The following is a 25079-nucleotide window of genomic DNA, read 5'->3' as shown; positions in this document are numbered from 1 at the left end:
TTATTATAAACTGCTTTTAAGGCTTTTATTTTAATTAGAATGGGCTTTTTATAATTTAGCCTTATTTATTGTCTGTTTTATCATAAAAAAGTGCTTTGTCAATGTGCGGTAAATTTGAAAAATGGCTATTTTCAAAGGCAATAAAAGCAAATTATGCTAAAGTAGAGCATTGATTTTATCCCAAGTTTTGATGTAAAGCAGTTTGACGTTGAGCTTTAACCATAAATTATCTAATGATAGGCCCTATTATGCAAATTTATCTTGCCAATCCACGTGGATTTTGTGCTGGTGTGGATCGCGCGATTGCGATAGTGAACGAAGCATTGACACGTTTTGAGCCACCTATTTATGTGCGCCATGAAGTCGTCCATAATAAATTTGTGGTGTCTGATTTGGCCAATCGTGGTGCAGTTTTTGTTGAAGAGCTGCATGAAGTGCCAGACGGCTCGATTGTTATTTTCTCGGCTCATGGCGTCTCAAAAGCCGTTGAAGATGAAGCTGAGCGCCGTGATTTGACCGTATTTGATGCGACTTGTCCATTGGTTACCAAAGTACATATCGAAGTGGCGAAATTTGCCCAAGACGGTATGGATGCGGTATTGATTGGTCATGCAGGACATCCTGAAGTCGAAGGTACCATGGGGCGTTTTAATCGTCGCCATGGCGGTGAAATTCATTTGGTCGAAAATGAAAGCGATGTCGAAGCTTTGAGTGTCCAAAATGCTGAGCACTTAGCCTTTGTTACCCAAACAACCTTATCGATGGATGATACCGCGCGCGTTATTGATGCGCTGCGTGAAAAATTCCCTAGCATTCAAGGTCCGCGCAAAGACGATATCTGCTATGCCACCCAAAATCGCCAAGATGCAGTCAAAGATTTAGCCGGTCGCTGTGAAGTGGTCTTAGTGGTTGGTTCGCCAAACTCGTCAAACTCTAATCGCTTGCGTGAATTGGCTGAGCGCATGGATTGCCGTGCCTATCTGATTGATAATGCCACCGAGATGGATAGACGTTGGTTTGATGGCATACAGAGTGTCGGTGTGACCGCTGGGGCATCAGCGCCTGAGATATTAATCCAAGAGGTGCTGCAGCAGTTGCAAGATTGGGGCGGTGATTTACCGAGCGAGCTATCAGGTATCGAGGAAAACGTTACTTTTAGTTTGCCGAAAGCTTTACGCATTCCGGTCACACAAGTAGGTAAGTAGCATGAACAAGCAGAAACAGAAATTTGTCTTAGCAGAAGCCTCTCTTGATGACGTTAATAAGCAATTGAAAATCAATATGTTCACCATTGTCATACTGATATTGGTGCTTTTTATGAATATCGCGCAGTTTATGAGAGATTATAGTCTGCTATATGGGGCGCTTATTGCCATCATGGCTTTTTTTCTATTCGTAATGGCTAAAAGTCGCACACTGCTGATGATGAGAAAACAAGAGCTCAGCAAATAAATGGTGAAGTCAAGGCAGATTTAATCATCATTATAAAGCTATCAACACAAAGCTACCGAATTATCACAGCGGTCAAAAGTACTAAATCAATAAGAAATATTGGATTAAAGATTAAGGGTGTTCATGTCAGCTTATTATCATTTTATCAAACGCGAACAGCAAGAAGACGGTGTCAGCGTTGCCCATTATCAGCCAACCAAGCATGCACAAGGCGCTTGGAATGAGCATGAACAGCATATGGCACCAGCGACAGGTTTGCTTACTGCTGAGATTAACGGTTATGCCCCGCAGGAAAATATGCGTATTGCCCGTATTAGCCTTGATATTTTAGGCTTGATTCCGCTCGATGACTTTACCATTACCACCCGTTGTATTCGTCCCGGCAGAACGATTGAGCTGGTTGAAGCGGTCATGAGCAGCCGTGGTCGTGATGCGATTATTGCGCGCGCATGGCGCTTGATGACGCAAGATACCAGCGAGATTGCCGGACTTGAAGACCAAAAATCCATTCATAAGCCTGAAGAGTTATCGAGTTGGGAAGGTATGAAAGGTTGGCCGGGTGGTTTTATCGAAAGCGTGCGCTTAGTGGCTGCTCCAGACCGTCGTCCTGGTCGTGGTATGGTATGGATCACCAACGATGTCGATATGGTAGAGGGCGTACCTACCGATGACTTGGTGCATCTACTGGGTATGGTCGATACCGCCAATGGCGTCGTACCAAGGCTGGGACTTGGCTTATCAGAATTGCAATGGATGTTTCCTAATACGGATTTGCAAATCCATATGCATCGTGCGCCGCAAGGTAAATGGCTTGGAATTGAGGCCGTGCAACAATACGGTGCTGATGGCATCGGGCTGACCAGCGCCGTGCTGCATGATATCCATGGTCCCTTTGGTCGTAGCGAGCAAATCTTAACCATCCGTCCGATGCCGCGCTAAAAGCTAGCTGCTATTTCATTAAGTACTATTTAATTATGCGTGAATCAATTCATTATCATTGAATGTAATCCATTCATTTTGAAGTTGCGATATTTAGCTAGTAGCGGTGCCGCGCTATTATTAGTCGTGCTGCTATTATTAAAAGTGTCTTTAGGCAATGAAGCCATTTGGATAAAAAAACACTCTAAGTGGTTCTAAAAAATAAAACAAAAGCATGTGGTTAATTAATTATACAAATCAATGCTAATCGGTTGTAATGGTAACTAATCAGTCGACAAGCACGACAACATCACTACACTGCCAGGTTATTATGAAAAAGAATCATTATTTTTCGAACAAACTGACCGCTATTTTAGATCTATTATTAGAAGCTTATTCAGAATAAGTTTTGTGTTTTCATCCGTTTGTTTTCAAAGGAGTATCACTATGAGCAACGATATGAGCGATAAAAAATGTCCTTATGCACCAACCCAGCTAACCATGAGCAATGGTGCACCAGTCGCTGATAACCAAAATAGTCTCACCGCAGGCAAACGTGGACCACTATTGGCACAAGATATTTGGTTAAATGAGAAGCTTGGTAACTTTGTTCGCGAAGTGATTCCAGAGCGCCGTATGCATGCAAAAGGTTCTGGTGCATTTGGTACCTTTACCGTCACCAATGACATTACCGAATATACCCGTGCTGCTATCTTTAGTGAAGTCGGTAAACAAACTGAAATGTTTGCGCGCTTTAGTACGGTGGCGGGCGAGCGTGGCGCGGCTGATGCCGAGCGTGATATTCGCGGTTTTGCTTTGAAGTTTTATACTGAAGAGGGCAACTGGGACATGGTCGGCAACAATACCCCCGTATTCTTCTTACGTGACCCGCGTAAGTTTCCGGATTTAAACAAAGCCGTTAAACGTGATCCACGTACCAATATGCGCTCAGCGACCAATAACTGGGACTTTTGGACCTTGCTGCCTGAAGCTTTCCATCAGGTCACCATCGTGATGAGTGATCGCGGTCTCCCAGCGTCGTATAGACATATGCATGGTTTTGGCTCGCATACCTACAGCTTTTGGAATGAAGCCAATGAGCGTTTTTGGGTCAAATTCCATTTCCGTACTCAACAAGGTATCAAAAACTTAACCGATGCTGAAGCGTCAGATTTGGTCGGTATGGATCGCGAAAGCCATCAAAAAGATTTGTACAATGCCATCGAAAATGGCGATTTTCCGAAATGGAAAATGTATGTGCAAATCATGCCAGAAGCTGAAGCGGATACCGTTCCTTATCATCCGTTTGACTTGACTAAAGTGTGGCCAAAAGGTGACTATCCGCTGATTGAAGTGGGTGAGTTTGAATTAAACAAAAACTCTGATAACTACTTTGTCGATGTTGAGCAAGCCGCCTTTGCTCCGAGTAACTTAGTGCCAGGTATTAGTGTATCACCCGATAAAATGCTACAAAATCGCTTGGTAAATTATGCCGATGCTCAGCGCTATCGTGTTGGCGTCAATCATCAGCAGATTCCAGTGAATAAGCCACGTTGCCCAGTGATGAGCAATCATCGTGATGGTTTGGGACGCGTCGATGACAACTACGGTGGTCGCCCGCATTATGAGCCGAATAGCTTTAGCCAGTGGCAAGAGCAGCCTGAATATGCTGAGCCGCCATTAAAGATTAATGGTGATGCCGCACATTATGATTTCCGTGAAGACGACAGCGACTATTTCAGTCAGCCCCGAGCGCTCTTTAATTTAATGAGTGCTGAGCAAAAGCAGGTACTGTTTGAAAATACCGCAAGAAATTTGACGGGTGTGCCTGACTTCATTCAGTATCGTCATATTCGCAACTGTAACTGGTGTGACCCTGTATATGGCGAAGGTGTCGCCAAAGCACTAGGCTTAACGGTTGAAGATGCGATGGCAGCTCGCGCGTCTGACCCAGCTCGTCATTTGGCCAGCTGCTTATAGTTGATAATTTAATAATGAGTCATTTTTAAGCAAAAGCAGTTTATTAACTAAATATCAAAAAACCGCCTTAGGGAACTAGGGCGGTTTTTTATGGCTAATGATTTTTTTAACCTGGTTTGATTTGTTTGCGCTTGAAATTTTCTTCCGTGCCCCTATTAGTATAAGCAGCCTAACAGTATTTATAGTGCAGTCTCAGTAACCAGATTCACTAAACTGTTGGTATTTGAAATTTTGTGATTAACGTTTGCTGGCAACAGCAGTTTTGGTAATAATAATAGGAGTTTTTATGAGTGAACAAACCCAAGCGGATAATAAAAATGCTGATAACCTTAATGTTAATAAAGACACCCCTAAATTAAAAAAACATACCTTTGAAGCAGAAGTGGCGCAACTACTGCATTTAGTGACGCATTCACTATATTCTAACGCCGATATTTTTGTGCGTGAGTTGGTCTCAAACGCCTCTGACGCCTGCGATAAATTGCGCTTTGAAGCGACCAATGATGACAGTCTTTATGAAGATGATGGTGAGTTAAGAATCCGTATCAATGTCGATGAAGACGCTAAAACCATTACCTTTACCGATAATGGTATCGGTATGAATGAAGCCGATGCGATTGAGAACTTAGGCACGATTGCTAAGTCAGGTACTAAGGCTTTCTTAGATAAATTGTCTGAATCGCAAAAACAAGACGGTCAATTAATCGGCCAATTTGGGGTTGGCTTCTATTCAGGTTTTATCGTTGCTGACACGATTAGTGTCGAAACACGCAAAGCCGGCGAGACTGCGGATAAAGGCGTACGCTGGGTATCAGATGGCACGGGTAGCTTTACCGTTGAGCCTATCACCAAAGAAACGCGTGGCACCGCTATCACTTTGCACCTAAAAGAAGAATATTCAGCAGGCGAAGACAGCTACTTAGACCGTGGCAAAATCAAGCGTTTGGTGAATAAATACTCAGACCATATCAGCTTGCCGATTCAGATGCGTAAAGAAGTTTGGCAAGAAGATGAGGTTGAAGAAGGAAGCGACACGCCTGCCAATGGTCAAATGGTCTTAACGGACGAATGGGAAACTATCAATAAGGCCAGCGCGCTATGGACACGTTCAGCCTCTGAGATTGAAGATGATGAGTATGTCGATTTCTACAAAAACATTACCTATGATATGGATGCGCCACTAGCATGGACGCATAACCGTGTCGAAGGCCGTGTTCAATATACCCAGCTGCTTTATATTCCTAAAAAAGCACCAGTTGATTTATATACGCGTGACCAGCAGCACGGTCTAAAGCTTTATGTCAAACGTGTCTTTATTATGGACGAAGCTGAACAATTATTACCAATGTACCTGCGTTTCGTCAAAGGGGTGATTGATTCAGCCGATTTGCCACTAAACGTCAGCCGCGAAATTTTACAAGAATCGCGTGATGTAAAATCTATTCGTGATGGTAACGCCCGTCGTATCTTGACCTTGCTTGCAAGCCTTGCCAACAGCGAAGATACCGATAAGCAAGAAAAATTTGCCCAGTTCTATAGCGAATTTGGTGATGTTATTAAAGAAGGTCTTGGCGAAGACATGGGCAACCAAGAGCGTATTGCCAAATTGCTGCGTTATGCGACCAGCACCAACGATAAAGTTGAGACCAGCTTTGAAGATTATAAAGGTCGGATGAAAGACGGTCAAAAAGCCATCTATTATCTAACGGCTGATAACTTGGCGGCGGCAAAAAACAGCCCACAACTTGAGCTATTTAAGAAAAAAGGTATCGAAGTTATCTTAATGACTAGTCGCGTTGATGAATGGGCGATGAACTTCTTAACCTCATTTGATGAGACGCCGCTGCAAAATATCGCCAAAGGCGCGGTTGATTTGGGCGACTTGCAGGATGAAGTCGAAAAGGCCGAAGCGGAAAAAGCACAAGAAACTTTAAAGCCTGTAGTCGATAAGCTAAAAGTGGCATTAGGCGAGCGCGCTAAAGACGTCAAAGTATCTACGCGTTTGGTTGATAGTCCAGCATGTCTAGTCATTGGTGAAGGAGAATTATCACCACAAATGATTCAGATGCTTAAGCAAATGGGGCAGGACGTACCAGAAAGCAAGCCAACGCTTGAGGTCAACCCTGATCACCCATTGATTAAAAAGCTTGAGAGTAGCGAGCAGTCTGACGCTGATTTTGAGAAGCTTGCACAAGTGATTTTTGACCAAGCATTGCTAGCAGATGGCGGTCAATTAGAAGACCCCGCTGCTTATCTCAGACGTGTCAATGAGCTATTGATGAGATAATGTTTAGTGTTTGATATAAAAGGAGGTCTTGATTCTAAGGCCTCTTTTTTTTAATAAATTTTTAATCAGTATTTAGGGTGTTTTTTAAGTGAATTTTACAAATCAGCCTTATGCTCTTGGGCGACAATCCGTTACAATCGCGATAGATTAGCGGGCTAAACTATTAAGTTAGGTTTCTTGCTTCTCAACCCTATTTTATCGTTAATTAATTCTAGAATTGCTACCGATACGCCTTATAAAAATATGTATTTATCGTTTTTCTTTTCAAAGAACACATATTAAAAAGTACTGGCAGCAAAATATTTTATTATTGATTGGCGTTATTTCTCTCGACTGGCTAGAGGTCTAAGTCTTTGTCACTTGCGTCGTTAAAAACTGTTTCGCTTCAGCGCTTCTCGCTCAATTTCGCTGCCAACATTATTGCAACCTTATGGATGTTAGTAGGGTCAACACGGGCGTTTTCTTGGGTAAAACCCACCTTTATCCAATTTGCAGTATTTGCGCTATTGGCACTGGGTAGTAATGTGCTTTTTTCGTGGCTGGCAGCAGAAAATGGCAGCGTCTTTAATGAGCAAGGATTGGTCAGCTACTTAATTTGGCCGATGATTATTCTATTGGGCGGCATCATTTTGGCACGCCGTGCGGGTAATCAAGGTCTGGTCTTTGTGCCTGTTATTCTATGGTTGGTTGCCGATACCTTATCGGCGCTGCTGCAAAGCCTTGTACAGTTTTTTGGTAGTTATGGTTGGTTGCCCGACTGGAGCTATTCACTTTTGCCTATATTGTTCTTGGTGCTGTTTTTATGGCAAACCTTGGCACTATTATGGATTTTCTCTCGGCGCTTGCGGGTTCCTTGGTGGGAGCGCATTATTGTCATAATAGGGGCAGTGGCATTATTAACCATTTGGCAGCGCAATGTCGCGGATCAACCAATATTTAAGCAAATCCCTGTTGAGCCGGTATTAGAAGAAGGGGCGTTATACGAGCAGCCAAGATTGCTGCAGCAAGCTTTGAATAGTATCGATGCGAGTACTCTAGGCAAGACCGACTGGTATTTTATGGGTGTGGCAGGATTCTCAGAGCAAAATGTCTTTCGCTCTGAGATTAATAAAGTACGTGAGCTATTTGATGTGCGTTTTGGCACCAGCGGACACTCCCTATCATTGGTTAATAACACCTATAGTTGGTTAGAGGAGCCAATCGCGACTAAGACCAGTATATTGCGCGGCTTAAAAAAAATTGGTCAGCAGATGAATGCCGATGAAGACGTTTTATTCCTCACATTGTCTTCACACGGTGATGAAAATATCATTCAACTAGCGAATCCGCCATTAGCGATGGATAATTTGGATGCTGCATGGTTACGTGAGGCGTTAGACGCTTCTGGTATTCGCTGGCGGGTCATCGTCGTATCAGCTTGTTATTCGGGCTCTTTCATCGATGAATTGGCATCTCCAACGACGGTAATAATTACCGCTTCTGCCGCTGACAAGATGTCATTTGGTTGTACCAATAGCGCTGAGATGACCTATTTTGGCCAAGCATTTTTTGCTGAAAGCTTACGTGGCAATACCAGCTTTGAAGCCGCCTTTAAAGATGCGCGTTTACGTGTCAATGAGCGCGAGATTGCGATGGGCTTTGAGCCATCAGAGCCTCAAATGGTGATTGGTAGCTTGATGGAAACGGCCTTGCCAGCATTTGAGCAAGTGTTGTTTGATAAAGCACGACCGTCATTTGCTAACGTGAATAATAGTTCTAACGCTGATATTAATCCAAATATGCCCGTGAATATTGCTCCTGCTCTTATTGATTAAGCACTGATTACTCAATTCTTAATTGCTTAGCTCGTAGTTTCTAGTTTCTAGTTTCTAGTTTCTAAAAGCTGAGGGCTTTTGAAACGTTTAAAATGGTACGCTTGTCTTATTAATGATTTGTTATTAACTGCTGATTCGCGCTCAACGCTTATTTTATCTTGGATAACAAGGATATTACTTATGAATAATTCTTATAAACACAGTTTATCTACCAACTCAAAAATCGAGCAGATCAGCGTCAATCGCTGCTTTGATGGAGAGCAACATTACTATAGTCATCAATCGGCGTCGACCAAAACGCCAATGACCTTTAGTATTTATCTGCCCGATGAAGCGCTTGCTGGTCGCCGCTGTCCGGCAGTTTTGTATCTCTCAGGGTTGACCTGTAATGCTGATAACGTCACCCATAAAGCCCATTTCCAACAGAAATGTAGCGAGCTTGGCATGATATTTATTGCCCCTGATACTTCTCCTAGAAGCAGTGACGGTCACGATGTAGCAAATGATGAGCGTTATTTTGTCGGGCAGGGCGCAAGCTACTATATTGATGCCACGCAGGCACCGTGGACAGAACACTTTAATATGCAAAGCTATATCGTTGATGAATTATACGATTTACTGCGCTCTGAGTTTCCAATTGATAGTATTGGTATCACTGGCCATTCGATGGGCGGTCATGGCGCATTACTGTTGGGCTTTAAGTTCCCAAGTAAGTTTGTCAGTGTCTCCGCCTTAGCACCTGTTTGCGCCGCCAGTGAGTCAACGTGGGGGCAAGCCGCTTATACAGAATACTTTGGTGATGATAAGTCATTATGGGCGCAAGCCGATGCCTCACAGATGATTATAGAAGTCGGTCAGCAATATGCCAGTATTTTGGTCGACCAAGGCGCGGCTGATAATTTCTTAATAGAAGGGCAGTTGCAAACGGCTAAACTACAAGAAGCTTGTGAAAAGGCGCAACAGCCGCTGACATTACGTTATCAGGCAGGTCATGACCACAGCTATTACTTTATTCAAACCGTCATTAACGACCATATTGAACATCACTGGCGCATGGCGCAAATGAGCTAAGCCCGTTATATAAGTTGACAGACGGTTACGCTGATTATTTAACCAAGCGCATTTATTGGTATAAAATAGAGCTTGATTGTATATATGCTAAGTATCTTTAAAGGTAAGATTTATGATAAACAGTCTGAAAGCATCGGCAAATGCAGGTACAACTCATACACCAAAAACAGCTCAATCATCGCTTTTGGCTATGCAAGCGGACATGGCTGCTGCTGTCAAAAATAAGCAGCAAGACAGTATTGCGCAAAAAAGTAATCTAAATTCAGATGCCCGTAACGTGAAATCAAACTCTGTAACTGCTGCTAAGGAACTCGATGCGGTGCAACTATCACGGGTGATAGAGATGGCGTGGGAAGACAGAACGCCGTTTGAGGCGATAGAGCATAGCTACGGTCTGGATGAGACGGCAGTCATTAAGCTGATGCGTCAAGAGCTAAAACCATCGTCTTTTCGCTTATGGCGTCAACGTGTTACCAATCGTGCCACTAAGCATTTGGCAAAACGTCCGTTTGACGTTGGTCGTGCTTATTGTAAAACCCAGTATAAGCCGCGCTAGTGATTTGAATTTATTACTTAATAGCCAGTTATTAACAGCAAATGCTTTAACATCAGTTATTTAACTGCTACTTAACTGCTTATAACATTCATTAAAAACCTTTTTTATTAAACTTTTATACCAACTTCAATTAGGTAGCTCAATTATGATTAGCCCCTCTAAACCGTATCTAATCGCTCCTTCTATTTTATCTGCTGATTTTGCCAGACTGGGTGAAGAAGTAGAGCGGGTATTAGAATCGGGTGCGGATGTCATCCATTTTGACGTAATGGACAACCATTATGTGCCCAATCTGACTTTTGGTAGCATGATATGTCAGGCGCTGCGTGACTATGGTATTGAGGCGCCCATCGATGTGCATCTGATGGTGTCACCAGTTGATAGCATGATTGAGCAGTTTTTAGAAGCGGGTGCCAGCATCATCACCTTCCATCCAGAAGCCAGCGTGCATATTGACCGCTCTTTGCAACTGATTAAAGATGGCGGCGCAGAATGTGGCTTGGTATTAAACCCCGCAACGCCGCTACATTATTTAGATTATGTGATGGACAAGGTTGATCAAATCTTACTGATGAGCGTAAACCCTGGTTATGGTGGTCAGTCATTTATTGAAGGCACGTTAGATAAAGTCCGCCAAGTCCGTCAGCGTATCATTACCAGTGGTCGCGATATTAGACTAGAAGTAGATGGCGGCATTAAAGCCAGTAATATCCGTGCGATTGCTGAAGCGGGCGCTGATATGTTTGTCGCCGGTTCCGCTATCTTTAACCAGGAAGATTATAAAGTGGCTATCGATGCCATGCGTGCAGAGTTGGCCTTGGCAAATGGCTATTAATCTCTATCTATAGCCATACATATGAATGATAAAGTTATAATGATAGTCAATGAAAAGTCATGCAAAGGTGAAATATGGATACGCAAAAGCCCGTTAACGCAGCAGTACCGCATCAACCTATGAAAGAGACTGAGTCGCAGCAAGCTAGCTTAGTCCCCAGAGGTATTACCATTGGCATGGCGGCTTTTGCCTTAGTACTCAGTCTGGCAGGCTATGGCTTTCGTCTGATGGTAGGCGATGATACTGGTGAAGTGTTACGCCACGCGGCAGTGATAGTACCCGCATTTATGCTCGGTATCCCGCTGCTGTTTTGGATAGGTTCACGCATATTTAACAAGGTTAAAGGCACGCATATAGAAGCTTGGAATGCCATTAGCTTGGGCTATTTAACGTCTTGTATATCGATGCTATGGCTGATGGGCACTTATAGTTAGTTGGATTTTTTAGTAGCAAAGATAGGGTTACTTAATAAAGTCACTTAATAGATATAACCTGACAATGTTTTTTATAAGCTTTTTTTACACGCTTCTCAATTATTAAGTCATACGTTGCTAGCGTGACTGGAATTTTACATGCGAATCATGCCGACCAAGATTGCCAACATTATTTATCCAAAAGACTTACCAAATGGCTTATTTACCAGCTTAATTATCACCTGTTTGCTATTAGGGTTATCCTACCTGCGTCATGGTACGGGATTGCAAGGTTGGCTGCACGTCTTTGAAAATTGGCTACTTATGCTGATAATAATACCGACGGCCACTGCCACCGTTGCCTTACCGTTTAAATATCGTGATCCTACGCTTGAGCTTAAGTTGACCTATTATCTTGGTATGTTTGTCGCTTTCTTATTTACCTTGGCAAAACTGCGTTATTGGCGTTAAATATCAGTTTTTGGCGAATAAGCACGGATAAAGTGCATTTATGCAAAAGACTTGGACGCCAGCCCTTGAATTGTAGGCGTAAAGCGTCCATTGTATGACTAAGATAGTTTTGCCCGCATGACTGTAAGACGAGCGCTTTAATGAATAACATGACCGCATTTTTACAGATATAAAACGGGATAATAAGGAAAAAATGAATGCCATACGATATTGATAATGACATAGAAGTAGATAGCGACAATAGCGATCAGTTTGCAGGATTTGCCAAAGAAACCACGCTTGAGTTGGTAGAAGCAGATGATGGTCGCTTACTATTACGTGATGCTGAACAAGATGAAGCGCCACTCATGACCATTGATTTTTCTGAAAAGCTTAAAGAAATACTTGGTAGCGATACGCAAGCGATTGGTCAGCATATGATTCATGCCGCGATTCAAGTCATCATGCAAAAGCAGATGAGCCAGTGGCATGCGCATGTGTATGATAAAGAGCCGACGCATTATAGTTAGTTAATCGCTGGTTAAAGCAAATAAATGGTAAAAAAATTGGCAATAAAAAAGGGTTTATCATTTGATAAACCCTTTTTTTGTTCAAATAATTTGTTTATAAAACGTATGTATAAAAAATACATTCCATAAAAATAGCAATTATTTGATTTTCGCTTCTTTAAAGATCACATGCTGGCGTACTTTTGGATCAAACTTTTTGATTTCCATTTTGCCAGGCATAGTGCGCTTGTTTTTGGTAGTGGTATAGTAATACCCAGTACCAGCGGTCGATACTAACTTAATTTTATCTCTCATGATAGCTTTCCTGTAAATGAGGGGTCTTCAAACGATGGGTACGGATCTAAAAAATTAAGTGGCTACAATGAATGTAGCAGAATAGCAGCTTAAGTAACAAAGATAATCGATGTCCTTAAGCTAGCAGTCGTCACTTATACTTTTTGACCTTGTGCGCGCATATCTGCTAACACTTTATCGATACCAAGTTTGTCAATGGTGCGCATACCTTTGGTAGACACACGTAGACGTACAAAACGATTTTCAGACTCTACCCAAAAACGATGGTTATGAAGGTTTGGTAGAAAGCGACGACGGGTTTTGTTGTTTGCGTGCGAAACATTATTACCCACCATAGGGCGCTTTCCAGTCACTTGGCAAACTCTAGACATGGCGAACTCCTAATCTATGAGGTATGAGTTTTTCTCATACCAGTCTGGGCAAGTTGCACGTATTTGCGGCATGGACACAGCAAGCGGCAGCTTTGCACCAAACAAAACTATATGAAGGTTGAGTTGATATGACTGTCATCTAAAGGCAAATAACAGGCTAACCAATTCAGAAAATTTTAAAGCCGACATTTATACCATAAAAGTAATGAATACTCAAATATTTTTATGATGAATGTCTGCTTCAACGCGAGCTATTATACCTGAAATGAGCGGGCTATGTGATTGATTATTTAATAGTAAAGATTCATTTTTTAGTTGTAAGAAAAATTATTCAGCACTACTAAAAAAAACACCCTTACTTCTACTATCGTCTGTACCTATCACAACTAACTCGCCATCTTTATCTAGCAAAGCTACGCCCTTTAAGGTTTCGTTCGGAGCATAGCAAGGATATTCACCAAATGTAACAGTACTATCGAAATATCTATTTGATTTAGATGATAGTGTGAATTTACCCTTCATTGTACAACCATATATATCTTTACCCGTAAAGTTACCATTGGTGCTAAGCTTGATATCTAAGCTACCTGCCTCGTCATCACCAGTGATGTATGCGATACCAGTGAATGTCTTATTAGTAATACTCACTAAGGTTTGTTTTCGATTAGAAAGTACCTCATCATATTTTAGTTCATATGTTGTAGAGTTTACAGGCAATCCAAAAACTTTTCCGCTCAGAACTTTAGATTGTTTATAATTTCCAGTGATAGTGGTATCGAGAGCACGTCTATTTTCATATGAGTAATTTTTTCCGCTTACACTAAATTCACCATTGTTACCTGTTAAAAATGTGTTGCTATTAATAAATCCTAAAACATCACCATCAGGGTAAAGGGTTGGGTTGTCAGAATAAATAACCCACAGTCTCTTGTTATCATCCACTAATCCTTCTGCAATTTCACCTTGACCAGTGACGCCTGTATAAATACCTGATACCAAATCATAAACTTCTTCAGATGGATTATTAGGTTCAGATGGATTATTAGGTTCAGATGGATTATTAGGTTCAGATGGATTATTAGGTTCAGATGGATTATTAGGTTGTGTAGAAGGGTTTGATGTTGGAGGTAAACTAGGTGATACTCCTGGTTTAGCTTCATCACTACCGCAACCGAAAAGACTTAGGCTCATTAAAGATAAAATCGCTATTTTTTTCATTCTATTTCCTTCAGGTTATATATTCAAAACAATAGAAGAGTAAACACTAACTTACTAGTAAGCAACTACTAAGTTTCTTTTCATATAATAATCCCAATAACCAAATACAACCAACTCAATCAGCAAAGTTTTGCAAAAGCGATTAGAATAGTCGGTTTCCTATGCTGCTAATCATATTCAAAATAAGCAGCACGTTTCATTTTTAATTGGGCGCATTATGTCAGACAATACCACGACTGCTACAGTAAGCATAAAGTCGAGCAAAATTTCTCAAAACACACCAGTTGCGGTGGCTATTGATACCGCGACGCTATTGATTAAATGCCGCGATCAAGCCGGTATCGTACAAGCCGTATCCGAGTTTATTCATCGTTATGGCGGCAATATTATTACGCTCGATCAGTATTCAACCGCTCATGAAGGTGGCCAATACTTTATGCGTTTGGAGTTTGCTTTAGCAGGCTTGAGCGAGATTATGGATAATTTTGAAGCCAGCTTTGGGCATACAGTGGCCAAACGCCATAATATGGCTTGGCGCTTACATAACAATGCGATTAAAACCAAGATTGGCATCTTAGTATCAAAGTTCGATCATGCCTTATTAGATTTATTATGGCGGCATCAGCGCGGCTTGCTCGATTGTGAGATTACGTCTGTCGTCAGTAACCATGAAGATTTGCGCCAAGCGGTAGAAAACTTTGGTATTACCTTCCATTATGTTCCAGTCACTAAGGATAATAAAGCAGAGGCGGAAGATCAGATTCATACGTTGATGGCAGGCAATGATTTGCTGGTATTGGCGCGTTATATGCAGATATTATCGTCTGATTTTGTTAAGCGTTGGCCGATGCAAATTATCAATATTCACCATTCATTTTTGCCCGCATTTGTCGGTGCCGACCCTTATCGTCAGGCTTATGATAAAGGCGTCAAGCTCATTGGTGCGACCGCGCACTATGTTACAGCCGAGCTAGATCAAGGGCCTATCATTGAGCAAGACGTGCATCGTGTCACTCATCGTCAGGGCGTGACCGAATTACGTGCTATCGGCCGTGATATCGAGCGTAATGTCTTGGCACGCGCGGTGAATTGGCACGTACAAAACCGCGTTATTGTGGCGGGTAATAAAACCGTGGTTTTTAATTAGCTTTTTATTACAGCGATTTTACATTGAGAAAAAAGCATATAAAAAATATTTAATAAAAAAGGCCGCGAGTATTGTCATTTAATACTCGCGGCCTTTTTTTACCATTTGCTGCTGCAAAATTGGTCTTATAACAGCATCTCTAACACAAACTTACTACCGACAAAGCCAATCGCCAATAAAATAAACGCATAAATGGTCATGTTGGCAGCGCGTTTACCACGCCAACCAGCACGCCAGTTGCCTAGTAATAGCGTGCCAAATAGTAGCCAAGATAGGACGCTAAAGACGGTTTTATGGGCAAGGTGCTGCGCCATCAAGTCTTCTACATAAACAAAACCAATCCCTAGCGCGATACTGAGTAAGACAAAGCCGACCAGTAGCATATCGAATAATAAACTTTCCATGCTTTGCAAAGACGGCAGCTTATTGACCCAAAAGCGATGAATCGATTGATGCTTCAGCTCTCGTATTTGTAGGCGTAAAAATAGCGCTTGTACCGCTGCCATCAGCAGCACACAATAGGCGGCAAGCGATAGCAGTATATGCGCTTCAAGCCCAACACTGATATCCATAATGGGACGGTAAGGGGCGCGGCCAATATAACCGATAATCATCCCTATCAACGCCGTCGGTGCGGCTAAAATACCAAGACTGACGATAGGACGGTACAAACTAAAGATAACGTAGAAAAACAAGAAAAATAAACTGATCAGGCTAATGATGTTAAACAGATTGAAATTTAGCCCGTAAAGGGTAACCACATGCGGATAGAGCAGCGCCGCATGTGCCAGCATACCGATGACTAACAAACCTAGGCTCACGCCTTTGTGGATAGGTCTATCCTGAATCAGCGCCCAACCAATGTAGATGCTGACCAAAATATAAACCATGCCAGCGACTAAAAATGCAAGTTGCAAGATAAAAAACCTCATCTCATAATGCGCGTAAAATACGCGCTTAATTTAATGCTAAAGTGGTATTATTAGAATAATTACCCAATTTATCATAAAATGGCAATCAATTGAGCACCATCTTATGTATTCCTGATAAATGCTTGGCAATTGAGCTTGAATACCTGCCATCGCATACCCTAATATTATTTATCCGCTCTTTAACTCGCGAAGCCCATCTCTATTAAGAGCTAAGTTTCAATATGAGACAGAGCTAAGTTTAATCAAGAATTATTTTAACTGAGAGTTATTTATGTTTGATACCTTAACAGAACGCTTATCGTCGAGCCTACGCAATATCGCAGGTACAGGGCAACTGACCGAAGATAATATTAAAGACACTTTACGCGAAGTGCGCATGGCGCTGTTAGAAGCCGATGTGGCATTGCCAGTTACTCGCGATTTTGTGAAGCGGGTAAAAGAGCAAGCACTTGGTGCTGAGGTGCTGAAAGAATTGGCGCCAGGACAGGCATTCGTCAAAATCGTCCATGACGAGCTGACCGAAATGATGGGCAGCGCCAACCAGCAACTTGAGATGACTGGTAAACCGCCTGTTGTTTATCTACTAGCAGGTTTGCAAGGCGCCGGTAAAACCACCACGGCTGGTAAATTGGCAAAGTTTTTACAAGAGCGCCATAAGAAAAAAGTCATGCTGGTATCTGCTGACGTCTATCGTCCAGCAGCAATTGCCCAGCTCGAGCAAGTCGCTGGGCAAGTAAATGCCAAGTTCGTTAACTCAAGTAGCGACGAAAACCCAATTGATATTGCGCTACGTGCTATCGAAGAAGCTAAAATCCAGTATCAAGATATTTTGATTATTGATACAGCGGGTCGTTTGGCTATTGATGAAACCATGATGGATGAAATCAAAGCGTTAACCGCTGCGGTCAATCCTTCTGAGACCTTGTTTGTCGTTGATGCGATGACCGGTCAGGATGCGGCAAATACTGCCAAAGCCTTTAACGATGCGCTGCCATTAACGGGTGTAATTTTAACTAAAACCGACGGTGATGCTCGAGGCGGTGCGGCGCTTTCTGTACGCGCTATCACAGGTAAACCGATTAAATTCTTGGGTCGCGGCGAAAAACTAGACGCGTTAGAGCTGTTCCATCCTGAACGTATCGCCCAACGTATCCTTGGAATGGGTGATGTACTGAGCTTGGTTGAAGAAGTTGAGCAAAAAATCGACCGTGATAAAGCCGAAAAGATGGCGAAAAAGATGCAAAAGGGCGGCGAGTTCGACCTTGAAGATCTATTGACCCAGTTCCAGCAAATGAAAAGTATGGGCGGCATGGCAGGCTTCTTAGATAAGATGCCAGGTATGGGCGGCTCTGATATGCAAAAAGCGGTCGAAGAAGCCAAGCCAGAAGAAAAAGTACGTGAGATGGAAGCATTGATTAATTCAATGACGCCATTTGAGCGCAAAAATCCTGAAAAAATTAACCCAAGCCGTAAGCGCCGTATTGCTGCCGGTTCTGGGCGTGAGATTCAAGACGTCAACCGTTTGCTCAAACAGCATAAGCAAATGGCAAAAATGATGAAAATGATTTCTAAGCCTGAAGGCATCAGTAAAATGATGAAGTCGATGCAAGGATTGATGGGTGGCGGCGCTGGAGCAGGTGGCGGCGGTCCTTTATTCGGCGGTGGTCAGCAAGGCGGTGCCAAAGATGTGAATCCACAGCAAATGGCAAAGCAAATGGGACTCGATCCAAATAGCATGCCAAGCACTGAAGAGATGCAAAAGCAGATGCAAGAGCTACAAAATCAAGCGCCAAAGAAGTTTAAAACACGCTTTTAATTGATAGATGCTTAGATTGCTATAGTATTTACTTCTTAATGAAAGCCCCAAGGCTAAAATAGCTTTGGGGTTTTTTATGTCTGTCATGCTTAAATGAATTCTGATGGAATAAGTATGAAAATTTAGAAATTAATAAAATTTGCTTATCCTAAATGCTATGATAGGCGCTGTTTTATAATGCCAAGCGAATAAGCCGAGGTTGTGATGTTTTTAGCAATGGATACCGTGTTTGATCAGTGTTCGATCGCGATTTTAGATGCCAATGGTCAGGTGCTGTCGAGTCATACTGAGACGGGTAAACGCCAGCAGACCCAGCAAATCCTGCCGATGATTGATGCCGCATTGTCTGAGGCTAAAGTTCGTCTTGCGGACATACAAGCATTGATATTCAACCGCGGTCCTGGCGCATTTAGTGGTATACGAATCAATACGGCAGTGGTGCAAGCGCTATCTGTCGCACATGATATTCCTTGTGTGGGTGTCTCAAGCCTGCAAGCGATTGCCCAATGTGCGTATAAAAAGTACGGCTTGACGCAAGTTTATAGTGCGCTTGATGCGCGTATGCAGCAGGTATATTTTGGACAATACTCAATCATAGGTGAGCCAGCAGACAATTCTATCATGCAGCCTGTATTGGCTACTGATAGCGATAGCACCGAGCAACTGCTTGATTATGACAGCCAAACAACGCTTAATCTGCCTATCGTCGGTAATGGCGCGGTGTTATTAAAAGCACATGACGGACAAGTATGCCATGAGGATGTTTGGCCGGATGCGGTAGTAATCGGACAACTGGGTATCGCACAATTCATAAAATCTGGCGGTACCGATGCCGCCAATGCCTTACCAAGATACTTGCGCAATCAAGCATGGAAAACGCTCAAAGAGCAAGGTAAAGCGTAGTTGAAGCTTTATGAAGTTAAAAGTTGTTTTTAACGACTAAGTATCTAGCATCAAGTAGGCACAAACGATTATAAAAGCAACGATCATATAGGGCAGGCAATAGCGCTGTTTTTTAGGGAAGCAACTGTGGATATACTGTTATTAATCCAAGCGGTCATCATGGGTATCGTTGAAGGTATCACTGAATTTTTACCCATCTCTAGCACTGGCTACTTAATATTATCAGCTGATTTGATGGGCTTTTGGACCAAAGAAAAAGTTGATTTGTTTGTCGTGGTGGTACAGTTTGGCGCTATCTTGGCGGTCATTTATGACTACTGGGGTCGACTATGGCAAGCACTGATGGGCTTACTGACCGGTAAAGCAGAAGGAATGAGCAACCCAAGACAGTTAGGTTTAAGCTTAATTGTCGCGACCATTCCGGTGATGATTGTTGGCTTTACCTTCGCTGATGAAATTAAGGCGTATTTATTTAACCCTATCGTTGTGGCAATTATGCTGATTATCGGTGGGCTAATGATCTTCTATGTCGAGAATCGCCCTAAAACGATTATTGCGCAAGAAGCAGAAGACGTCACTCTAAAAACGGCATTGATGATTGGTTTGATGCAATGTCTAGCCTTGATACCAGGGACTTCACGCTCCGGCGCGACTATTATTGGCGCACTATGGCTTGGCGTTTCACGCAAGGCTTCTGCGGAGTTCTCTTTCTTTTTGGGTATTCCAGTTATCGTAGGCGCGGCGTTATTAGATTTACTCAAGCATCATGATGTCTTGACCAGTAGCGAAGACTGGTTAGTGCTCGGTATTGGCACTGTGGTTTCATTTATTGTCGCCTTGCTTTGTATTCGCTTATTGGTTGCTTGGGTCAGCCGTCGTGACTTTAAAATCTTTGCATGGCTACGTATTATCACTGGTGTGTTGGTACTAATTGCCGCTTGGGGTTTTGGCTATCAAATGGCAGGCTAACTATCATTATGGTTTATGGCTTTGTGAGTCATCAAAGAGAGAGCAGTCATGAGCAGTTTGCAACCAGTATCTAGTAGCTTTACGCATTGCCAACTTGTCTACGTGAGTGAGTTACAGGACGCACAGGTTGAAAACCTGCAAGCACTGATAGCTGCCCATCAACTGCCCATTATGTTAAATCCTGAGTTGTTTACCGAAAAGCTCAGTCAAAAACGTCGCCAGCAATTAAGCCATACAGCCACTCAATCTATCTTGCTGTTGGATGAAAAAAATAAGCTTTCATGGCTGAGTGATGGGTTAAGCGTTGCACCAGAATGGGATAAGCTACAACGCCGGGTGGTGAGTGCAGGGCGTAAGTCTGAGTTATTATTACAAGCTGCTAAAATTGCATCGGATAGTACAGTCATTGATGCGACCGCAGGCTTTGGGCATGATAGTTTGATATTGGCTAGTACTGGCGCACAGGTCATTATGCTTGAGCAGCAACCTTTGATGGCATTGCTATTGCTAGCAGAACAGCAGCGTATGAGTGCACTGCCCAATTGGCAAAAGCTGATGTCACGTTTGCAGATTATTAATACCGATGCGCTCAGTTACTTTGCAATGCTACAAGCTGAGGCGATAGATGACCCTAAAGCAATCGATGTGGTATATCTCGACCCTATGTTTCCAGAGGATAGCTACCAAGATAGCAAGACGGGTAAAGGCGCTAAAGTGGGTAAGCATATGCAAGCATTGCACCAGTTAGCATGTCCACCAACGCCAGAAGAAGAAATGCAGCTGCTGCAATCTGCGCAAGCAGTTGTCAGTCAAAATGCCCAAACGTCTGGCCGCGTGATCGTCAAGCGTCCACAACTTGCGCCGCAACTTGCTCATCAACCAACAAGTGAGAGCTGGCATAACGAAGCAGTACGCTTTGACGGTTATTTTGTTTGATGGCTGTTATTCTAATAGGTGTTTTTTATAATAAGCAATGTATTTAGTGATTAAGCTTAGAATGCACAGTTAAAAATTTTATGTTTGCCAAGTTTGGATTTGTTGAATTTAGGAGCAGGGAATGTCAACGCTAATAATATGGATGATGGGTGCAGGTTTATTATTAATCAATATTATCTTACGTACGCGGATATTAAGACTAGAAGCGCGTTTAAAAGAACTCGGCAATCCGCAAGAGCAATTGGCTTTTTTGCGTCAACAAGCAGCGCAAAAAGATAAAGTTCCTGCGATTAAAGCTTTGCGCAAACAATATCCTGAGCTGTCGCTCATTGAGGCCAATAAATTGTGGCAACAAATCCAGTAGCTAGTCCATTTATCAACCAATCAATCTAATAGCTGCCGAAAAAGCAGGTAAACACATATTCAAAATATTCTATCAATGATAATTAAAATACCATGACATTTAACGAAAAACTACAAGCCTACCTGCAACTGACGCGCTTTGATAAGCCGGTAGGTATAGAGTTATTACTATGGCCAACACTGTGGGGTGTGATGCTGGCAGCGATGAGCCAGGCGCAGCAGCAAGGGGCAAGTGCGGGTCTGCCAAGTCTCAAGATATTGCTGATATTTGCGTTGGGCGCAATTTTTATGCGGGCGGCGGGCTGTGCGATCAATGACTTTGCTGATCGTAAGGTTGATGGTCATGTCAGCCGTACCAAAGGCCGTCCATTAGCAGATGGGCGTCTATCTGCTAAAGAAGCCATTGCTGCTTTTTTGGTATTGGTATTACTTAGTGCCAGTTTGCTGTTCTTTTTGCCTATTGCAGTCTTCTACTGGTCGCTTGGTGCCGTTATATTAGCGTTTATTTATCCATTCATGAAACGTTTTACCCATTTGCCGCAAGTGTTTTTAGCGGCAGCTTTTGGTTGGGCGATACCAATGGCGTATGTCGCTATACAAGGCGCACCTGATATCTGGTGTTGGCTGTTGTTTATTGCTTATATGTGTTGGACAGTGGCTTATGATACCCAGTATGCCATGGCTGACCGTGAGGACGATTTAAAGATTGGGGTCAAATCAACGGCGATATTATTTGGTCGCTATGACGTGATTATTATCTCACTGCTACAAACCGTATTTTTACTTATTATGGGTGCGGTCATGTGGCATTACTTTGCGCCAACCAGTGTAGGTGTGATACCCGTATTTGGTTTGGCGTTAGTGGCGATGATGTTTGCTAAGCAAAATAGCGCTTGTGCCAGTCGTCAAGCAATGGCCTGTTTTCAGGCGTTTTTAGCCAATATATGGGTAGGGCGTTACGTCTTTGCTCTTATCGCAATCGCTTGTCTATGGACGACTTTTAATGGATAACTTCAAGAAGCTCTCAAAGTCAAAAGTGAAAAGGAGTGCGGATATTAATGCGCCAGTCATCGATTATCAGGCAAAGCTGGCTGAGCATGGGTTAACACGCGAGCAAGTTATTGCGACCGAGCGTAAATTGGCAAAGTTTGCCAATACCATGGATTCGCTCGTACGGGTGCCGTTTACCAAACAAGGCATGGGTGCCGATGCGGCGCTCTCGACCATTCCGCTGGCAGGAGATTTGGCGGGACTGGCTTTGACAAGCTATGCTTTTGTATTAGGTCGGCAGTTGGGCGTGCCTGCGCATAAAATGATGCCTGCGGTTAGATTGGCGCTGATTGATATGGTGGTTGGTATCGTACCTGGGATTGGTACAGTACTTGATATCTTTATTCGTCCCAGTCGTAAGACATTGAGTATCGTACATGAACATTTACACGATGAGTACGGCATTACCGAAACCATGCATATGGATCGGCCATTTTTGCATCAATCATTGGAAGATAAGCAACAACAAAGCCGCTTTGCGTTCTTTTGGCGTAATCCTTTCGTTGCTTGGCTATATTTGCACATTCCTGATCTATTAGGATTAATCGTTATTGTGGTTATCGGTTGGGGCTTATGGGCGATGATAAGCTGGTTGGTCAGTCTATTTAGCAAGACCACTGGCTTTGGCTAAAGGCAAACCAAAGCAAGAAAGGCGGCAAATATTAAATATTTGCCGCCTTTCTTATTGCTGAATTTATTACATTTTAACAGATTCTAAGCCAAGTTTTTATTGATAACATTATTCGGTGATGACTTCTGCTTCTACACTAATGGCCTCAAAGCTCGTTGTTTTATTATTTTGAATAAGGTCAATGCTACTACCGCCGCCATGGCTGACCAGCTGAATATTGCCATCGTTTGAGCGATAAGTAGGGTTATTGCCTTGACCCTCTGGCGCACTCAAAGTCATTTTTGGTTTATTGGGCAGGGTGACGATAGCGTTAAGCACGCCTTTTTCTGAGGTCTCAAAAATGACAAATAACGTTTTACCGCTGGCGCTGCGATAGTTGACATCGGTGATTTGTGCGCCTTTGATGGCTTGTTCTGGATTGGGCGCTATCGCAGCACTATTTCCTGAAGTATCCGCTGCGCCAAGCTCATTTTCCAATTCACTTAAGCTCATATCTGCTTCTGTATTAACAGCAGACTTAGCAGTATCTTCATCAGCAACTTTCTGTGCATTAATATTCGAGCTTACTGGCGTCGTTTGGGTGGTTGTGTCAGCAGAATTCTCATTAACGGTCTCAGGTTCTGGCGTCTTTTGGCAAGCACTCAGTAGTGACAGGCTTAAAAGAGCAATAGAAATTGTTTTAAAGAATGGTTTTGATTTTACTAAGTTAGAAATATCGGTTTTCATAATAGACAGCTATCCATTGATTAAGGTATTGGCTAGTTTTTACTTTAATTTTAATAAATCGTTACTGGTTGCGCTTTCTTGGTAGACATCATCTAAATAGCGACGACTGGCAAGCAGCTTATCAACGACGCCACTTTGGCTTTGGATATTTAGCTTTTGTGCAAAGTCCAAAATAGAGTTCAACTGCTCTAACACCATGCTATAACTGGTGACAGATTTATCGCGGTCAATAATAACAGTAGTGGCATAATGTGGATCGAGGCTGAGGTAATCATGAATCAGCTCGGGTATGCGTATCTCTATAAGTTTATTGAGGGTAAATAGCTGTGATTCAGTGATTTGAACATGGTGCATGCGCTCATACTGTTGACCGATATCGTCCATAATGGCTCGGAATGCTTCAGGAACTTGTTCAGCGTAAAGGTATTTGATAAACGGATGCTGCGCGGTAAATTTAATAATAGCCAGTCCATCCGTTTTGTCACTTTGCGGCAATGCTTGTTCATTTTTAGACAAGGCGCTACTGGCTGATGCTAAATATTGCTTGTGCCTATGGGTTGAGTCAATTTGCAGCCGACGAGATTTCTCTTTCATGACAAAAAAGATAGGTACAATAATGATAAGGCTGAGTAAAATAAGTAGCGTAAAAAAAGACATATCAATACTCTGTCATAAAAAGCTATAAATATAAAAAAGCACGCATTTTTCTGTGCATATTTGTGTATCACAACATAACATACTTGTGCTATTTTATCCCAAGGTAGAACACTAGTTGGTAAGTGCTGCGATAAAACAATTAATAATAATGGATAAGTAATTAAGGACGATAATGGATAATGACACAATTACAAAAAGTCAGCTAGCGGCATATAAGCCAACCACGGCTTATGTAGGTACTTCTTGGGCAGTGATGCTGGTCGGGGTTTTGGCCTATCTAATGGGGTTATGGAATGCACAAAGTATGCTACTTAACGAAAAGGGCTACTACTTCGCCATTTTAGCACTGGGATTGTATTCAGCAATCAGCCTACAAAAAACCCTGCGTGACCGTGCAGAAGGTATTCCTACCACCAATCTATATTATCTAATAAGCTGGGCGGCGCTGGCGGTTTCCATTGCACTTATTGCTATTGGGTTGATGAACGCCACTGGTTTAAGCTTGAGTGAGAAAGGGTTTTATATGATGGCGTTTACCATGAGTTTATTTGCTGCTGTCACGATTCAAAAAAACACCCGAGACGAAGCGCAAATACGTGCATTAATTTCGCCGACAAGTCTTAGTGATGATAGTACCGCCAGAATATCGAATCAAAAATCAGACTCAGGAAAATCCTTGTTTGGTTCTGTTAAATCAAGAATAGATAGTCGTGATCAGAGCGATAGTGAATAATATTTTTACTGTATCTATAACGGTTAT

27 protein-coding genes are annotated in these 25079 nt (G+C 42.6%); 21 read left to right on the top strand and 6 right to left on the bottom strand.

Annotated features, from left to right (window positions below; all coding sequences use genetic code 11):
• The first annotated feature begins 248 nt into the window (after positions 1-248).
• The 12 genes from ispH to AC2FA3_RS00955 all read left to right on the top strand — a co-directional run bounded on the left by ispH (position 249) and on the right by AC2FA3_RS00955 (position 12306).
• A complete protein-coding gene (gene ispH / locus AC2FA3_RS01010; protein ID WP_490507912.1) occupies positions 249-1205 on the top strand; it encodes a 4-hydroxy-3-methylbut-2-enyl diphosphate reductase in 957 nt (318 codons plus the stop codon).
• A gap of 1 nt (position 1206) precedes the next feature.
• On the top strand, positions 1207-1452 hold the full coding sequence (locus AC2FA3_RS01005; RefSeq protein WP_201544655.1) for a hypothetical protein: 246 nt from the start codon (positions 1207-1209) through the stop codon (positions 1450-1452).
• 123 nt (positions 1453-1575) lie between these two features.
• Complete coding sequence (locus AC2FA3_RS01000) at positions 1576-2391, top strand: thioesterase family protein (RefSeq protein ID WP_490507911.1); 816 nt, start codon at positions 1576-1578, stop codon at positions 2389-2391.
• Between the two features lie 426 nt (positions 2392-2817).
• Positions 2818-4350 carry a catalase gene (locus tag AC2FA3_RS00995; protein WP_490507910.1) on the top strand — a complete coding sequence of 511 codons (1533 nt, stop codon included), beginning with the start codon at positions 2818-2820 and terminating at the stop codon, positions 4348-4350.
• A 286-nt stretch (positions 4351-4636) separates the two neighbouring features.
• Positions 4637-6637, top strand: coding sequence for a molecular chaperone HtpG (gene htpG, locus AC2FA3_RS00990; RefSeq protein WP_490507909.1), 2001 nt, complete (start codon positions 4637-4639; stop codon positions 6635-6637).
• Between the two features lie 353 nt (positions 6638-6990).
• Complete coding sequence (locus tag AC2FA3_RS00985; protein WP_490507908.1) at positions 6991-8451, top strand: C13 family peptidase; 1461 nt, start codon at positions 6991-6993, stop codon at positions 8449-8451.
• 180 nt (positions 8452-8631) lie between these two features.
• Positions 8632-9522 (top strand): S-formylglutathione hydrolase, encoded by an 891-nt coding sequence (fghA, locus tag AC2FA3_RS00980; RefSeq protein WP_490507907.1) that lies wholly within the window; start codon positions 8632-8634, stop codon positions 9520-9522.
• A gap of 112 nt (positions 9523-9634) precedes the next feature.
• Complete coding sequence (locus AC2FA3_RS00975) at positions 9635-10078, top strand: TIGR03643 family protein (RefSeq protein WP_490507906.1); 444 nt, start codon at positions 9635-9637, stop codon at positions 10076-10078.
• Positions 10079-10223: 145 nt separating this feature from the next.
• Complete coding sequence (gene rpe / locus AC2FA3_RS00970; protein WP_201544665.1) at positions 10224-10913, top strand: ribulose-phosphate 3-epimerase; 690 nt, start codon at positions 10224-10226, stop codon at positions 10911-10913.
• A 74-nt stretch (positions 10914-10987) separates the two neighbouring features.
• A complete protein-coding gene (locus AC2FA3_RS00965) occupies positions 10988-11347 on the top strand; it encodes a hypothetical protein (RefSeq protein WP_490507905.1) in 360 nt (119 codons plus the stop codon).
• Positions 11348-11485: 138 nt separating this feature from the next.
• A complete protein-coding gene (locus AC2FA3_RS00960) occupies positions 11486-11797 on the top strand; it encodes a hypothetical protein (RefSeq protein WP_490507904.1) in 312 nt (103 codons plus the stop codon).
• Positions 11798-11994: 197 nt separating this feature from the next.
• A complete protein-coding gene (locus AC2FA3_RS00955) occupies positions 11995-12306 on the top strand; it encodes a hypothetical protein (protein ID WP_201563278.1) in 312 nt (103 codons plus the stop codon).
• A gap of 138 nt (positions 12307-12444) precedes the next feature.
• On the opposite strand, the gene rpmG is transcribed toward AC2FA3_RS00955, so the two are convergent.
• The 3 genes from rpmG to AC2FA3_RS00940 form a co-directional block, all read right to left on the bottom strand.
• Positions 12445-12600, bottom strand: coding sequence for a 50S ribosomal protein L33 (gene rpmG / locus AC2FA3_RS00950; protein ID WP_010201403.1), 156 nt, complete (start codon positions 12598-12600; stop codon positions 12445-12447).
• A 134-nt stretch (positions 12601-12734) separates the two neighbouring features.
• Positions 12735-12971, bottom strand: a complete 237-nt coding sequence (gene rpmB, locus AC2FA3_RS00945) for a 50S ribosomal protein L28 (RefSeq protein WP_010201401.1) — start codon at positions 12969-12971, stop codon at positions 12735-12737.
• A gap of 327 nt (positions 12972-13298) precedes the next feature.
• Positions 13299-14189: a hypothetical protein gene (locus tag AC2FA3_RS00940; RefSeq protein WP_490507903.1), complete on the bottom strand. Its 891-nt coding sequence runs from the start codon at positions 14187-14189 to the stop codon at positions 13299-13301.
• A gap of 217 nt (positions 14190-14406) precedes the next feature.
• On the opposite strand from AC2FA3_RS00940, the gene purU reads away from it, so the two are divergent.
• Complete coding sequence (gene purU / locus AC2FA3_RS00935) at positions 14407-15336, top strand: formyltetrahydrofolate deformylase (RefSeq protein WP_490507902.1); 930 nt, start codon at positions 14407-14409, stop codon at positions 15334-15336.
• Between the two features lie 125 nt (positions 15337-15461).
• Here the strand turns inward: purU and AC2FA3_RS00930 are convergent, their stop codons facing one another.
• Entirely contained in the window at positions 15462-16253 is a 792-nt protein-coding gene (locus AC2FA3_RS00930) for a cytochrome C assembly family protein (protein ID WP_490507901.1), read from the bottom strand.
• A gap of 286 nt (positions 16254-16539) precedes the next feature.
• Between AC2FA3_RS00930 and ffh the strand changes: the two genes are divergently transcribed.
• From ffh to AC2FA3_RS00895, 7 genes are all read left to right on the top strand, one after another.
• The gene (gene ffh / locus AC2FA3_RS00925; RefSeq protein ID WP_490507900.1) at positions 16540-18084 is read left to right on the top strand and encodes a signal recognition particle protein; all 1545 of its coding nucleotides are present in this window, start codon (positions 16540-16542) and stop codon (positions 18082-18084) included.
• Between the two features lie 204 nt (positions 18085-18288).
• The gene (gene tsaB, locus AC2FA3_RS00920) at positions 18289-18987 is read left to right on the top strand and encodes a tRNA (adenosine(37)-N6)-threonylcarbamoyltransferase complex dimerization subunit type 1 TsaB (protein ID WP_490508103.1); all 699 of its coding nucleotides are present in this window, start codon (positions 18289-18291) and stop codon (positions 18985-18987) included.
• 126 nt (positions 18988-19113) lie between these two features.
• Positions 19114-19956, top strand: a complete 843-nt coding sequence (locus tag AC2FA3_RS00915) for an undecaprenyl-diphosphate phosphatase (RefSeq protein ID WP_490507899.1) — start codon at positions 19114-19116, stop codon at positions 19954-19956.
• Between the two features lie 48 nt (positions 19957-20004).
• Positions 20005-20892, top strand: a complete 888-nt coding sequence (locus AC2FA3_RS00910) for a class I SAM-dependent methyltransferase (protein WP_490507898.1) — start codon at positions 20005-20007, stop codon at positions 20890-20892.
• 121 nt (positions 20893-21013) lie between these two features.
• Positions 21014-21256, top strand: a complete 243-nt coding sequence (locus AC2FA3_RS00905; RefSeq protein WP_490507897.1) for a hypothetical protein — start codon at positions 21014-21016, stop codon at positions 21254-21256.
• 92 nt (positions 21257-21348) lie between these two features.
• Positions 21349-22266, top strand: coding sequence for a 4-hydroxybenzoate octaprenyltransferase (ubiA, locus tag AC2FA3_RS00900; RefSeq protein ID WP_490507896.1), 918 nt, complete (start codon positions 21349-21351; stop codon positions 22264-22266).
• Positions 22259-22936, top strand: a complete 678-nt coding sequence (locus AC2FA3_RS00895) for a DUF4112 domain-containing protein (protein ID WP_490507895.1) — start codon at positions 22259-22261, stop codon at positions 22934-22936. Before ubiA ends, AC2FA3_RS00895 begins: the two co-directional genes overlap by 8 nt.
• A 108-nt stretch (positions 22937-23044) precedes the next feature.
• Here AC2FA3_RS00895 and AC2FA3_RS00890 read toward each other — a convergent pair whose 3' ends face one another.
• Together AC2FA3_RS00890 and AC2FA3_RS00885 are read right to left on the bottom strand one after the other, a co-directional pair.
• On the bottom strand, positions 23045-23662 hold the full coding sequence (locus AC2FA3_RS00890) for a hypothetical protein (RefSeq protein WP_490507894.1): 618 nt from the start codon (positions 23660-23662) through the stop codon (positions 23045-23047).
• A 39-nt stretch (positions 23663-23701) separates the two neighbouring features.
• Positions 23702-24319 carry a hypothetical protein gene (locus AC2FA3_RS00885; protein ID WP_490507893.1) on the bottom strand — a complete coding sequence of 206 codons (618 nt, stop codon included), beginning with the start codon at positions 24317-24319 and terminating at the stop codon, positions 23702-23704.
• A gap of 172 nt (positions 24320-24491) precedes the next feature.
• Between AC2FA3_RS00885 and yiaA the strand changes: the two genes are divergently transcribed.
• Positions 24492-25052 (top strand): inner membrane protein YiaA, encoded by a 561-nt coding sequence (yiaA, locus tag AC2FA3_RS00880; RefSeq protein ID WP_201609451.1) that lies wholly within the window; start codon positions 24492-24494, stop codon positions 25050-25052.
• The last annotated feature ends 27 nt before the right edge of the window (positions 25053-25079 follow it).

The organism is Janibacter sp. CoH_79_TC_3 (genome assembly GCF_058197955.1).
This window is presented reverse-complemented; position numbering and strand designations above follow the sequence as displayed.

What these genes read in the sequence shown, in the direction of transcription:
- AC2FA3_RS00940 (WP_490507903.1), bottom strand. Translation starts at nt 14,189, where the DNA reads ATGAAAAAAATAGCGATTTTATCTTTAATGAGCCTAAGTCTTTTCGGT.
- yiaA (WP_201609451.1), top strand. Translation starts at nt 24,492, where the DNA reads ATGGATAATGACACAATTACAAAAAGTCAGCTAGCGGCATATAAGCCA.
- ubiA (WP_490507896.1), top strand. Translation starts at nt 21,349, where the DNA reads ATGACATTTAACGAAAAACTACAAGCCTACCTGCAACTGACGCGCTTT.
- rpe (WP_201544665.1), top strand. Translation starts at nt 10,224, where the DNA reads ATGATTAGCCCCTCTAAACCGTATCTAATCGCTCCTTCTATTTTATCT.
- AC2FA3_RS00965 (WP_490507905.1), top strand. Translation starts at nt 10,988, where the DNA reads ATGGATACGCAAAAGCCCGTTAACGCAGCAGTACCGCATCAACCTATG.
- tsaB (WP_490508103.1), top strand. Translation starts at nt 18,289, where the DNA reads ATGTTTTTAGCAATGGATACCGTGTTTGATCAGTGTTCGATCGCGATT.
- rpmB (WP_010201401.1), bottom strand. Translation starts at nt 12,971, where the DNA reads ATGTCTAGAGTTTGCCAAGTGACTGGAAAGCGCCCTATGGTGGGTAAT.
- AC2FA3_RS01005 (WP_201544655.1), top strand. Translation starts at nt 1,207, where the DNA reads ATGAACAAGCAGAAACAGAAATTTGTCTTAGCAGAAGCCTCTCTTGAT.
- AC2FA3_RS00955 (WP_201563278.1), top strand. Translation starts at nt 11,995, where the DNA reads ATGCCATACGATATTGATAATGACATAGAAGTAGATAGCGACAATAGC.
- AC2FA3_RS00995 (WP_490507910.1), top strand. Translation starts at nt 2,818, where the DNA reads ATGAGCAACGATATGAGCGATAAAAAATGTCCTTATGCACCAACCCAG.
- AC2FA3_RS00910 (WP_490507898.1), top strand. Translation starts at nt 20,005, where the DNA reads ATGAGCAGTTTGCAACCAGTATCTAGTAGCTTTACGCATTGCCAACTT.
- AC2FA3_RS01000 (WP_490507911.1), top strand. Translation starts at nt 1,576, where the DNA reads ATGTCAGCTTATTATCATTTTATCAAACGCGAACAGCAAGAAGACGGT.
- htpG (WP_490507909.1), top strand. Translation starts at nt 4,637, where the DNA reads ATGAGTGAACAAACCCAAGCGGATAATAAAAATGCTGATAACCTTAAT.
- fghA (WP_490507907.1), top strand. Translation starts at nt 8,632, where the DNA reads ATGAATAATTCTTATAAACACAGTTTATCTACCAACTCAAAAATCGAG.
- AC2FA3_RS00890 (WP_490507894.1), bottom strand. Translation starts at nt 23,662, where the DNA reads ATGAAAACCGATATTTCTAACTTAGTAAAATCAAAACCATTCTTTAAA.
- AC2FA3_RS00905 (WP_490507897.1), top strand. Translation starts at nt 21,014, where the DNA reads ATGTCAACGCTAATAATATGGATGATGGGTGCAGGTTTATTATTAATC.
- purU (WP_490507902.1), top strand. Translation starts at nt 14,407, where the DNA reads ATGTCAGACAATACCACGACTGCTACAGTAAGCATAAAGTCGAGCAAA.
- AC2FA3_RS00975 (WP_490507906.1), top strand. Translation starts at nt 9,635, where the DNA reads ATGATAAACAGTCTGAAAGCATCGGCAAATGCAGGTACAACTCATACA.
- ispH (WP_490507912.1), top strand. Translation starts at nt 249, where the DNA reads ATGCAAATTTATCTTGCCAATCCACGTGGATTTTGTGCTGGTGTGGAT.
- AC2FA3_RS00895 (WP_490507895.1), top strand. Translation starts at nt 22,259, where the DNA reads ATGGATAACTTCAAGAAGCTCTCAAAGTCAAAAGTGAAAAGGAGTGCG.
- AC2FA3_RS00960 (WP_490507904.1), top strand. Translation starts at nt 11,486, where the DNA reads ATGCGAATCATGCCGACCAAGATTGCCAACATTATTTATCCAAAAGAC.
- ffh (WP_490507900.1), top strand. Translation starts at nt 16,540, where the DNA reads ATGTTTGATACCTTAACAGAACGCTTATCGTCGAGCCTACGCAATATC.
- AC2FA3_RS00885 (WP_490507893.1), bottom strand. Translation starts at nt 24,319, where the DNA reads ATGTCTTTTTTTACGCTACTTATTTTACTCAGCCTTATCATTATTGTA.
- rpmG (WP_010201403.1), bottom strand. Translation starts at nt 12,600, where the DNA reads ATGAGAGATAAAATTAAGTTAGTATCGACCGCTGGTACTGGGTATTAC.